The organism is Arthrobacter sp. 08Y14 (assembly GCF_002929455.1).
In the GTDB taxonomy this organism is placed as follows: Bacteria; Actinomycetota; Actinomycetes; order Actinomycetales; family Micrococcaceae; genus Arthrobacter_B; species Arthrobacter_B sunyaminii.
The window spans coordinates 67,188-78,695 of record NZ_PJIX01000005.1; the positions used below are offsets into that span (position 1 = coordinate 67,188).

The 11,508-nt window shown below is 64.6% G+C and carries 9 protein-coding genes; 6 read left to right on the top strand and 3 right to left on the bottom strand.

Annotated features, from left to right (window positions below):
• Positions 1–215: 215 nt before the first annotated feature.
• The 6 genes from CXR03_RS17165 to CXR03_RS17190 all read left to right on the top strand — a co-directional run bounded on the left by CXR03_RS17165 (position 216) and on the right by CXR03_RS17190 (position 7,821).
• Complete coding sequence (locus tag CXR03_RS17165) at positions 216–1,343, top strand: VIT1/CCC1 family protein (protein ID WP_258073735.1); 1,128 nt, start codon at positions 216–218, stop codon at positions 1,341–1,343.
• 9 nt (positions 1,344–1,352) lie between these two features.
• Positions 1,353–2,180 carry an aldo/keto reductase gene (locus CXR03_RS17170; protein WP_104104956.1) on the top strand — a complete coding sequence of 276 codons (828 nt, stop codon included), beginning with the start codon at positions 1,353–1,355 and terminating at the stop codon, positions 2,178–2,180.
• Positions 2,181–2,282: 102 nt separating this feature from the next.
• Entirely contained in the window at positions 2,283–3,224 is a 942-nt protein-coding gene (locus tag CXR03_RS17175; RefSeq protein ID WP_104104957.1) for a DUF6507 family protein, read from the top strand.
• Entirely contained in the window at positions 3,221–3,739 is a 519-nt protein-coding gene (locus CXR03_RS17180; RefSeq protein ID WP_104104958.1) for a hypothetical protein, read from the top strand. The genes CXR03_RS17175 and CXR03_RS17180 overlap by 4 nt, the downstream gene beginning before the upstream one ends.
• A 361-nt stretch (positions 3,740–4,100) precedes the next feature.
• On the top strand, positions 4,101–5,981 hold the full coding sequence (locus tag CXR03_RS17185) for a BCCT family transporter (protein ID WP_104104959.1): 1,881 nt from the start codon (positions 4,101–4,103) through the stop codon (positions 5,979–5,981).
• 286 nt (positions 5,982–6,267) lie between these two features.
• The gene (locus tag CXR03_RS17190; RefSeq protein WP_104104960.1) at positions 6,268–7,821 is read left to right on the top strand and encodes an alpha/beta hydrolase; all 1,554 of its coding nucleotides are present in this window, start codon (positions 6,268–6,270) and stop codon (positions 7,819–7,821) included.
• A gap of 27 nt (positions 7,822–7,848) precedes the next feature.
• On the opposite strand, the gene CXR03_RS17195 is transcribed toward CXR03_RS17190, so the two are convergent.
• From CXR03_RS17195 to sucC, 3 genes are all read right to left on the bottom strand, one after another.
• Complete coding sequence (locus CXR03_RS17195; RefSeq protein WP_104104961.1) at positions 7,849–9,270, bottom strand: sugar porter family MFS transporter; 1,422 nt, start codon at positions 9,268–9,270, stop codon at positions 7,849–7,851.
• Between the two features lie 85 nt (positions 9,271–9,355).
• Entirely contained in the window at positions 9,356–10,258 is a 903-nt protein-coding gene (sucD, locus tag CXR03_RS17200) for a succinate--CoA ligase subunit alpha (RefSeq protein ID WP_104056130.1), read from the bottom strand.
• A 38-nt stretch (positions 10,259–10,296) separates the two neighbouring features.
• The gene (gene sucC / locus CXR03_RS17205; protein ID WP_104104962.1) at positions 10,297–11,466 is read right to left on the bottom strand and encodes an ADP-forming succinate--CoA ligase subunit beta; all 1,170 of its coding nucleotides are present in this window, start codon (positions 11,464–11,466) and stop codon (positions 10,297–10,299) included.
• Positions 11,467–11,508: the final 42 nt, after the last annotated feature.

The window sequence follows — 11,508 nt, forward strand, 5'->3', positions numbered from 1 at the left end:
CATAGTAATGAACTCAGTCAGCGGTCATTGATTGCCGCTGGTTGCCGCGTTCACCGGATCAGCGGGAAGCAGCCGAGGTCTGTCGACATACTGGCCGCCATGCGGCCCGGCATACCACCCACTGTGTTCAACGCGCGGGCGAGCGAGACCTTCGGTCAGTTTCGCCATCAGCTGACCGGAGCCTCCCGAACGCTCCGGTCCACGTACCAGGAGCAGTGTTGAACACCCACCCCGAAGCCGAGCGCCCGCCCCAGCCCCGGCCGCCGTCGTCGTCCGACCTCAAACGGTGGCGTCAGTACCTTGCCGACGAACGAGCGGAAGCCGACACTTACCGTTACCTTGCCGAACGTCGCGACGGCGAAGAACGCGACATCCTGCTGGCCCTGGCCGAAGCAGAAGGCCGCCACGAAGCCCACTGGCGGGAGCTGCTGGGTGAAGAGGCCAACCGGAGAACCCGCGCGTCCCTGCGCAACCGTCTGCTCGGATTCCTGGCCCGGCGGTTTGGATCGGTGTTTGTCCTGGCGCTGGCCCAGCGGGCCGAAGGCCGCTCCCCCTATGCGCAGGATCCCAACGCCACGAGCGCCATGGCCGCCGATGAACAGATTCACGAGGAAGTAGTGCGGGGCCTGGCCACCCGCGGCCGCAACCGGCTCTCCGGCAACTTCCGGGCCGCCGTGTTCGGCGCCAATGACGGGCTGGTGTCCAACCTCGCCCTCGTGATGGGCATTGGTGCCACCGGCGTATCCAGCGGCTTCATCCTCTTCAGCGGCTTGGCCGGCCTGCTGGCCGGCGCGCTCTCCATGGGAGCGGGCGAATACGTCTCCGTACGTTCCCAGCGCGAACTCCTCGAAGCATCCCGTCCCACCCAGATCACGCTGGCCGCCGCCAAATCCCTGGACATTGATGCCAATGAGCTGGTGCTTGTCTACCGGGCACGGGGCATGTCTTTGGAAGCCGCAGAACACCGTGCGGCCGAGCGCATGGGCCTGTACAGCTGCGACTGTGACCCCAGCTTCTCGCTAAATCCGGAAGCTGCCGTGGAGGGCGTGGACGAGCACGAAACGGTGGGCACCGGAATCGGAGCCGCAACCTCCAGCTTCTGTTTCTTCGCTTCCGGCGCCATCATCCCGGTCCTGCCCTACATTTTCGGGCTCACCGGACTGGCCGCCGTCATCACGTCCTGCGTTCTCGTAGGCCTGGCCCTGCTCATCACGGGCGGCGTGGTGGGTTTGCTGTCCGGCGCCTCACCCCTGAAGCGGGGACTGCGCCAGCTGGCGATCGGCCTGGGAGCAGCCGGCGCCACGTACCTGCTGGGCATGCTGTTCGGCACCGGCGTGGCCTAGGCTTCCCCCATGAATACTTCTGTGCCCCTCCTTCAGCTCCGCAGCGGCGCCCTCATCCCCCAGATCGGGCTGGGAACCTGGCCCCTGGACGATGGCCAGGCGGCGAGCGCCGTGGAAACCGCCATCAATCTGGGCTACCGGCATTTTGACACCGCAGAGAACTACCGCAATGAGAGGGGTGTGGGCGAGGGTCTGCGCCGCAGCGGCCTGGACCGCGCAGAAGCTTTCATCACCACAAAGTTCAACAAGGAATGGCACAGTTTCGACGGCGTTCGCCGGGCAGTGGAGGCGGCCATCCAACGGCTGGGAACGGACTATGTGGATTTGCTGTTGATCCACTGGCCCAATCCCGCACAGGACACCTATGTGGACGCTTTCCGAGGTATGCGGGCCGTCCAGGAGGAAGGCCTGGCCAAAGCCGTAGGCGTCTCCAACTTCAAGCCTGCCCATCTGCAGACGCTGGCCGATGCCGGTCTGGTTTCGGAAGTGAACCAGATCCAGCTTGACCCCTACCGTCCGCGCAGGGATGTCCGGGAGGCCAATGCCAGGCTCGGGACGGTGACCGAGGCATGGAGTCCGCTGGGCAAGGGCAGCCGGCTGCTGGAGGATCCCCTGCTCGGCACACTCGCCGCCAAATACGGCAAGACACCGGCACAGGTGGTGCTGCGCTGGGATATCCAGTCCGGCATCGTGACCATCCCCAAGTCCGCCAACCCGGAACGGATGGCGCAGAATCTGGACATCTTCGATTTTGAGCTCGATGACCGGGAGATGACAGCGCTGGACACACTGGAAACTGATGCTCCAGTGACCGATTCGGACGTCTTCGGCCACTAGCTCCCGGGGTTTTCCACAGGCGGGAAGCTCGCGTATCCGAGGCTAACCGGACCGGTTAGATTGAGCTGACCGGCCAGCCGCCGGGCATCGGAAGGGGAACTCGTGGCCGCCTACAACATTGACACCGCTGCGGTCATGGCTGCCGTGCAGGACACGGAAGCAGAGCTGGCTTCGCTGGTCTCCCAACAAACAGATCTCCAGGGCGGGGTGGACGCGGTCACAGCCTCGCTCGGCGTCAGCCCGGTGGCACGGGCTTTCACTACCTTTGCGGCCGAAACGCTGTTCCATGACCTCCGCTCCGGACTGGTCAGCTCGGACCGCGCCGTTCAGTCCGTGAAGGCTGCGGTTGCCGAGTACGTCGCCGCCGATGAGGAGATGCGCAGGCGCGCCGAGGCAGCGGCAGCAGCTGTGCCGGCTGCCGGTTCCGGCAACCCGGGGAAAACGCTGCCCGCTGTCCTTCCCGGGGCCGTGCCGGAGGCCGGGCCGCGTGTCGAGCCGGATCGAGGTTCGGTGGTTCCCCCTGCCTTGCCCCGGCCCCGGCCTTTGCCGTCACCGCGCCCGGGCAAAGAGCCGGAGCCGGAACGCGGAGCTGTTGTGCCTCTGCCCGGACCGCCGCCCTGGAAGCCCGTTTGGCCGCAAAAGCCCCTTCCTGTCCTGCCGAACCCGCTGCTGAGAATCCCGTACTGGTGGATGCAGCTGCCGTGGTGGCGGCGTCCCCCGTGGTGGCTTGGCCCCCCACGGTGGATGCGTCCGTGGTTCCCCGGGCTGCCCCGGTGGCCCCACGGGCCCGGCGTACACAGGTCTCCCTGGCTCTGGGGATTCTGGCCGATGCCGGGCTGCCCCTGTCCGCATCGGCTGCCGGACGTGGGATTCCTGCCTCCTCCGGAGTATTACTACCCCTTGGTCCCGCTGGAGATTCCCCGAGTGGGTACAGAGCTGCCCGTCGCGCAGATGCTAATTGGCCGCCAGACCATACCCGCCGACGCCGAACCTCCGGCTGAATACAATGCCGGCCCGGGCAGCCGAAAGTGGGGACTGACATGAGCACCTCGATCGACCTGACGGCTACGGCGGGCTTGCCTGCCCCCTCGGAGCTTGAGGAAAGCGCCGCAGCCATCCTGCACCGAGGTTCCATCATCAACGATTCCCTTCAGCGGGCGCATGCCAGGTGGTCGCTTTTGGCCGATGCCTATGAAGCCCCCGAACAGTTTCAGGTCCGAGGCGGCATGGACCTGCCCCGCACCGCAGGGGAAGCAGTGCTCCAAGCCGCCTCCCATGCCGCCTCGGCACTGAGGGCCTTCGCGGGCGCTGTCGAAGAAATCCGCCGGAAGCGCCTTGAGCTGCAGGCCGAAGCCGGTGAGCTTCTGGAGAAGGAGAACAACTGTCCGGCGCCAACCGGGGCCTTGCCTGCCGGAAACGTTCCGCCCAGTCTTCCCGCGCTCCTTCTGCAGAGCAGAGCGGACCAATTGGCACTGGAGCTGAGCGCCGCTGAAGATGAGTGCATGCGTGCCTTGGCACGGTTGGAGCGCAGCGACGGTGCCGAGCGGCGGGGACTGTAGCGGGCGGGGTTCCTGCCTCTGATTTAGCTGAGCTCCCGATCACAAAGGTGGTGTGTGTTTCCACACCCGCCCCCGGCCGAAATCGGCACAGGTCCGCGGTTGTGAGCCTTTTTAGGGCAATTTTTGCTCCTGCGTAATTTGACTTGAATGTACAACCGGGAAAGCCTAAGAAGGACTACGCATCACTACGTATCAGGTGCGGAAGAAACGCAGAAGAGGGGCAGCGTCGCTTTCATCACCCGGTAAAAGCCATGCCCGCAGAGTTTATGCCTGCAGATTCCGGGACCAGCTGCCTCATCCCAGCCGCCCGAAATATCCACACGAATACCGGGCATTCTTCCGTTAATATCTAGGAAGGCCTATGGCTAACACGACTGAAACTCCCCCCGCCATCCCGGGGGAAGACGCCCTGATTGCAGAAGCTGATCCGGACCAGGAACTGCTCCAGCAGCTCCTGGAAACCGAACGGGCGCATGAAGCTGCCCGCCGGGCCGACGTACCGGCCAAACTGGACAAGGTCCTCTTCGGAATCACCGGTGCACTGGCCATTGCCTTCATCCTGTGGGGATTCTTGGGCGGTGATTCGCTGGCCGCGTCGTCACAGACCGCACTGGACTGGGTCATGGCCAACACCGGCTGGCTGTTTGTCCTGCTGGCGTCCTTCTTCGTGGTTTACGTCCTGTGGCTTGCCCTGGGCCGTTTCGGCAACATTCCGCTGGGCAAGGATGATGAGGAACCGGAGTTCAAGACACTGTCCTGGATCTCCATGATGTTCGCTGCAGGCATGGGCATCGGCCTGATGTTCTACGGCGTTGCGGAACCGCTGTTCCACTACGTTTCTCCTCCTCCCGGCACCGTTGACGGACAGACCCCGGAAGCCCTGCGCACCGCCATGGCCACTTCAATGTTCCATTGGGGACTGCATCCCTGGGCCATGTACGCAATTGTTGGCATCGCCATGGCTTACGGCAGCTACCGGCTTGGACGCAAGCAGCTCATTTCCTCCACCTTCACCTCCCTCTTTGGCCGGGCACGGGTTGACGGTCCATTGGGCAAGATGCTGAACGTTTTTGCCATTTTCGCGACTCTTTTCGGCACCGCGGCCTCCCTTGGCCTGGGTGCACTGCAGATTGGCAGCGGCATGGAATCAACCGGCTGGGTCGACACCGTCGGCGCCCCCATCCTGGTTGGCATCGTCGCGATCCTGACGGCGTGCTTCGTAGGCTCAGCCATGTCCGGGATCTCCAAGGGCATCCAGTGGCTCTCCAACATCAACATGGGCCTTGCACTGCTGCTGGCGATCGTCGTGTTTATCGCCGGCCCCACCCTGTTCATCCTTAACGTGATTCCCTCCGCCATTGCCGACTACGCCGGCAACATGGCCGAGATGGCGTCGCGCACTGAGGCCGTCGGCGACGAATCCATGCGTGCCTGGCTCTCCGGATGGACCATCTTCTACTGGGCCTGGTGGCTTTCCTGGACGCCGTTTGTTGGCATGTTCATTGCCCGTATCAGCCGCGGGCGGACAATCCGGCAATTTGTCAGCGGTGTCCTGCTGGTTCCTTTCGTGGTCACCGTCCTCTGGTTCTCGATTTTCGGCGGCGCCGCCATCGGCACGTCCCAGACTGCCGCTCCGGGTGAGGCGGATGCCCTGACGGCGGCTGCCGGCTCGGACGCAGCCCTCTTCGAACTGTTTGCCCTGCTGCCCATGCCCAACCTGATTGCTGCGGCCGTCGGAATCCTGGCCATGGTGCTGGTGGGCATCTTCTTCGTCACCGGTGCGGACTCCGCATCCATTGTGATGGCATCCCTGAGTTCCAACGGGTCGGACAAGCCGGCCCGCGGCGTCGTCATCTTCTGGGGTGTCCTGACCGGTGCGGTGGCGGCGGTCATGCTCCTGGCGGGAGACGACGCCGATCCGTCAACGGCGCTGGCTGCCCTGCAGCGGATCACCATCGTGGCGGCGCTGCCGTTCGCGCTCGTCATGCTGCTGATGACCGTTGCCCTCGCCAAGGACCTGACCCGCGACCCGATGGCCCTGCGGCGCCGGCTGGCCAGGTCAGTGGTTGAACGGGCTATCGCCTCCGGTGTGGATGAGCATGGCGGATCGACCTTCGACCTGTCCACCCATGAGCACGACACCACCACGCACGACGCCGCCACTCCCGCCCCCGTGCCCGCGCGTTCAGCGCAGGCCGGAACGCCAGCGGGCGACGACGGACCGCTGCGCCCGCGCAGCTAGCTAGCCGAAGCCGAGGCCCGCGCAGCATTCTTGAGAATGCTGCGCGGGCCTCTGCTGTCCCGGCTGGGGGCAACCGCTCACATGAAGGCGGAAGAGTACTTGACGACAGAACCTGGCTGAAGACTCCCCGGCAGCGGGAACCGCTAATTCCCCCAATTTGGCCCCAATGTGGCCGTCTTCCTTGCGGTACCTCAATCCTCTGCATAGCCTCCCCACAAGTTACCGAAGAGTAACTCGTTCCACGCCATGCTTTGAGACAATCACGCACAGAGACAATGAGGTCCCTATGAGGAAGCATCTTGGTATTCTGGCCGCAGTTGCAGGACTGCTGGGGTCATCCCTGGCAGCAGCTCCCGCCGTCTGGGCGGCACCGGCTCCAGCACCCGCACCCGCCGTCCGCACCGACGTCGTCATCACGAGTTTTGACGGCACTCCCATCCACACCAACTTCTTTCCGGCCGCAGGCCTTACCTCCGGCCAGCAGGCGCCCACTGTAATGGTTGGGCCCGGGTTCGGGCTTCCCGGCGGACGCCTCCCCGTCACTCCCACCAGCACACTCATCGGTTCCATCGGCATCGCTCCCCTGCGCGATGCCGGATACAACGTGGTGACCTGGGACCCGCGCGGCTTCGGCCTCAGCGGCGGCGAGGCCTACATCAACAACCCGCAGTACGAGGGCCGGGATGCCCAGGCCATCGTGGATTACATCGCGGCCCAGCCCGAGGCCCGCCTGGATGCCCCGGGGGATCCGGTACTTGGCATGGCAGGTGCTTCCTACGGCGGCGGCATCCAATTTGTCCTGGCGTCCCAGGATCCGCGCGTAGACGCCATCGCCCCCACCATTGCCTGGAATGACCTGACCACCAGCCTGTACAAAGAAGGCTCGTTCAAGACTGGCTGGGGTGCGTTGCTCTGCGCCGAAGGCACCGCGCTGGGCCAGCTGGGTTCGCTCGTTGGCAACCAGGGCGCACTGTCCGCGCCTGTGCGCAAAGCCTGCAAGGAGGGCCTGACCTATCCGAACCGGCTCAGCTCCGAATCCGTGGCGTACTTCGCCTCGCTCACCCCGGACGAGATGTTCACGTCCATCACGGCACCGACCCTGATCATCCAGGGCACCGCGGATACCCTCTTTACGCTCTCCGAGGCCACCCGCAACTATGAACTGATCAGCAGCGCCGGCACCCCCACCAAGATGCTGCAGTTCTGCGGCGGTCACGGTCTGTGCAACTCCACGGCCGGACCGGACCGCATCACCCCTGCGGTGCTGAACTGGTTCGGCAAGTATCTGCAGAATGCACCGGTGGATACCGGAGCGGCGTTCGAGTTCATCGACCAGTTTGGGGTGACCCGCGCGGCTCCGGGTTACCCGGCAGCCACCGGGTCGTTGACCGGGTCCGGCAAGGGTCCGCTGCTGCTGACGCCGGCTGCCCTCAGCGGCGCGGTTGTTGCGGCGGCCGTGGCGCCGTCGGCTGTCAATGTGCCCATCAGCACGCCGGCGGTGACGACGTCGGTCTTTGGAGCTCCGCAGCTGACCCTGACCTACCGCGGATACGCACCCCAGGGGAACACCCATGTGTATGCGCAGATTATCGACAAGGCACGGGCGTCGCTGGTGCTGGGTAACCAGGTCACCCCGGTTCCCCTCATCCTGGACGGCAGGGAACGCACGGTGACAGTGCCCTTGGAAGAGGTGTCCTACACCGTAACGTCCGCCAGCCGGCTGGTGCTGCAGGTGACGCCGGCAACGTCCGTCTACGCACTTCCGAAGGCGACGGCCCTGACCAGCTTCACGGCGTCGGTCACGGTGCCGACGGTTGGCGCCTACCCTGTGGTCCCGTAGGCGCCCGGCCAAGAATGTCCCCCGGGGCTAGCGGCGCCGCTCCCCGGGGGACATGCCGCGCAGCTGTGCTTCCACCTGTTCCAGGCTTCGGCCCCGGGTTTCCGGCATGAAGCGCTTCACGAACAGAATCGCGCAGATGCCCAGCGCCACGAAAATGAAAAAGGTGTTGGATATTCCCAGTCCGGCCATCAGCATGGGGAAGGAGAAGCCGACGGCGAAGTTCGTCATCCACTGCACGAAAACGGACAATCCCATGCCCAGCCCGCGGACCCGCAGGGGGAAGATTTCGGCGATCATCAGCCAGGTCACCGGAGAGATGGAACCCTGTTGGAAAGCCAGGAACAACACCGTCAGGGACAACACCACGAAGCCGCGGGCCGTCCCCTCGGGCATCGTGATGGAGGCGACGCCGATCAGCAGCAGCGTCGTGGAGGTGCCGATCAGGCCGGTGATCAGCATGGGACGGCGGCCCACCCTGCCCAACAGCCAGATGCCCAGGATCGCGGCGGCAACGGAGACGACGCCGTTGGCGATGTTGGCGGTGAGCGCGGCTTCGGTGCCGAATCCGGCGTCGGCGAGGATCTGCGTCCCGTAATACACGATCGCGTTGACGCCGGTGATCTGCTGGACCACGGACATGCCCATGCCGATCAGCAGCACCCGGAACAGCCAAGGTTCAGCGAAGTCCTTGAAGGAACCGCGCCGGGTGTCTTCGCCGGCGCCCAGGGCGCGGACGCCGTCGTATTCGGTTTGTGCGTCTTCAGTGCTGCGGATTTTCTGCAGCACCGCCATCATCTGCGGGTAGCGTCCCTGCGCGGCGAGCCAGCGCGGGCTTTCCGGCACAAACTTCATGCCGATCCACAGGGCGATTGCCGGCACCGAGGCCACGGCCAGCATCCACCGCCAGACGTGGGTCTCCCCGCCCCATGCGTTGCCGATGCCGGCGTTGACCGTGAAAGCGGCCAGCTGGCCGGTGACGATCATCAGCTGATCGCGCGTCACCATTTGTCCGCGCCGGTCAGCGGGAGCAATTTCGGACAGGAACATGGGCACGACGGCGGATGCACCGCCCACGGCCAGACCCAGCACCACGCGGGCCACCACCATCAAGCCCACGGTGGGGGCAGCCGCTGTACCGAGGGCACCGGCGAGGAAGACTGCGGCCAAGGCCATCAACAGCCGGCGGCGGCCGAACCTGTCAGCGAGCTGGCCTGCGGCCAGGGCACCAAAGGCTGCTCCGAAAAGGAGGCTTGAAGTAATCAGGCCTTCCGTGAACGGGGTCAGGCCCAGGTCCTCCGTCATGAAGGGCAGCGCGCCGTTGATGACACCGGTGTCATAGCCGAACAGGAAGCCGCCAAGGGTGGCAATCCAGGAGGCACGCCCCAGCACGCCGCGATGGCGGTTTCGGCCCTGCCGGGCGGAGGTTGCGGGGGTAAGAGTTGTGGACATCACGTTCTTTCTGGATATAGCCAAGCGCACAAAAACCCCCGCCCGCCGGAAAGTACTCCGGCGGACGGGGGTTGATGCGTGCGTGTTAGAGCGCTGCGTAAACTTCGCGCAGCAGGGTGGCGGTCTCGGACGGCGTCTTGCCGACCTTCACGCCGGCAGCTTCAAGAGCTTCCTTCTTGGCCTGAGCGGTTCCTGCGGAACCGGAGACGATGGCGCCTGCGTGGCCCATGGTCTTGCCTTCGGGAGCGGTGAAGCCTGCCACGTAGCCCACAACGGGCTTGGTGACGTTGGCCTTGATGAACTCGGCAGCGCGCTCTTCTGCGTCGCCGCCGATTTCGCCGATCATCACGATGGCCTTGGTTTCGGGGTCAGCTTCGAATGCGGCCAGCGCATCGATGTGCGTGGTGCCGATGACGGGGTCGCCGCCAATGCCGATGGCGGTGGAGAAGCCCAGGTCACGCAGCTCGTACATCATCTGGTAGGTCAGGGTGCCGGACTTGGAGACCAAGCCGATCGGGCCCTTGGAGGTGATGTTGTTGGGGGTGATGCCAACCAGTGCTTCGCCCGGGGTAATGATGCCGGGGCAGTTCGGGCCGATGATGCGGGTGACCTGGTTGCCGTCGGCATCCACCTTGGACTGGGCGTGGGCCCAGAACTCAGCGGAATCCTGGACGGGAACACCTTCGGTGATGACGACGACGAGGCCGATGCCGGCGTCGATCGCTTCCATGACGGCGTCCTTGGTGAAGGCCGGCGGCACGAAGACGATGGAGACGTCTGCATTGGTCTTGTCCATGGCCTCGGTGACGGTGCCGAAGACGGGCAGTTCCACGTCGCCGTGGGTGACCGTGGTGCCGGCCTTGCGGGCGTTAACGCCGCCGACAACCTGGGTTCCGGCCTTGAGCATCAGGGCGGTGTGTTTGGTTCCTTCGCCGCCGGTGATGCCCTGAACGATGACCTTGGAGTCCTTGTTCAAAAAGATAGACATAAGGGGATTCTCTTTCTAAAGGTTCGACAGGCTCTGGATCAGCGAGCGGCGTAAGCGAGCTCGGCAGCCTTGTCGGCGCCTTCGTCCATGGTGGTGGCCAGGGTGACCAGCGGGTGGTTGGCCTCGGCGAGGATGCGGCGGCCTTCTTCGACGTTGTTGCCGTCCAGACGGACGACCAGCGGCTTGTTGGCCTCGTCGCCCAGGATTTCCAGGGCCTTGACGATGCCGTTGGCGACGGCGTCACAGGCGGTGATGCCGCCGAAGACGTTCACGAACACGGACTTGACCTGCTCGTCATTCAGGATGACGTCCAGGCCGGCGGCCATGACGGAAGCCGAAGCTCCGCCGCCGATGTCCAGGAAGTTGGCCGGCTTCACGTTGCCGTGCTTCTCGCCGGCGTAGGCGACGACGTCGAGCGTGGACATAACCAGACCGGCGCCGTTGCCGATGATGCCCACCTGGCCGTCGAGCTTGACGTAGTTGAGGTCATTGGCCTTGGCCTTGGCCTCGAGCGGATCCGCTGCATCCTTGTCTTCCAGCGCGGCGTGGCCGGGCTGGCGGAAGTCTGCGTTTTCGTCCAGGGAAACCTTGCCGTCGAGGGCAACGATGTCACCGGCGCCGGTGCGAACCAGCGGGTTGACCTCCACCAGGGTGGCGTCTTCCTTGACGAAGACATCCCAGAGCTTCAGGATCGCGCTGACAACGCCTTCACGCAGTTCAGGGGCGAAACCTGCGGTGTCGACGATCTCTTCGGCCTTGGCCTGGTCGATGCCCACGGCGGGATCAACGGCAACGCGGGCCAGGGCGTCGGGGCGCTCTACGGCGAGGACCTCGATTTCCATGCCGCCCTCAACCGAGCACATGGCCAGGTAATTGCGGTTGGCACGGTCCAGAAGAACGGAGAAGTAGAACTCCTCAGCAATGTCAGCACCCTGTGCGATCATCACGGTGTTGACGGTATGGCCCTTGATGTCCATTCCGAGGATGTCGGAGGCGTACTGGAACGCCTCGTCAGCGGTCTTGGCGACCTTGACGCCGCCGGCCTTGCCTCGGCCACCGACCTTGACCTGTGCTTTGACGACAACTACGCCGCCAATCTTCTCGGCTGCAGCTTTTGCTTCTTCAGGAGTGTGCGCCACGATTCCGGCAAGCACGGGTACACCGTGCGCCTCAAACAGATCGCGCGCCTGATATTCAAACAGGTCCACGGGCTAGTGTCCTTCTACGTCGAAGTAGGTTTACATTCGATC

Bases quoted from the DNA above. Each gene is read 5' to 3' on its own strand.
- CXR03_RS17185 (WP_104104959.1), top strand. From the start codon at position 4,101: ATGGCTAACACGACTGAAACTCCCCCCGCCATCCCGGGGGAAGACGCC.
- CXR03_RS17180 (WP_104104958.1), top strand. From the start codon at position 3,221: ATGAGCACCTCGATCGACCTGACGGCTACGGCGGGCTTGCCTGCCCCC.
- CXR03_RS17170 (WP_104104956.1), top strand. From the start codon at position 1,353: ATGAATACTTCTGTGCCCCTCCTTCAGCTCCGCAGCGGCGCCCTCATC.
- CXR03_RS17195 (WP_104104961.1), bottom strand. From the start codon at position 9,270: ATGTCCACAACTCTTACCCCCGCAACCTCCGCCCGGCAGGGCCGAAAC.
- CXR03_RS17190 (WP_104104960.1), top strand. From the start codon at position 6,268: ATGAGGAAGCATCTTGGTATTCTGGCCGCAGTTGCAGGACTGCTGGGG.
- sucD (WP_104056130.1), bottom strand. From the start codon at position 10,258: ATGTCTATCTTTTTGAACAAGGACTCCAAGGTCATCGTTCAGGGCATC.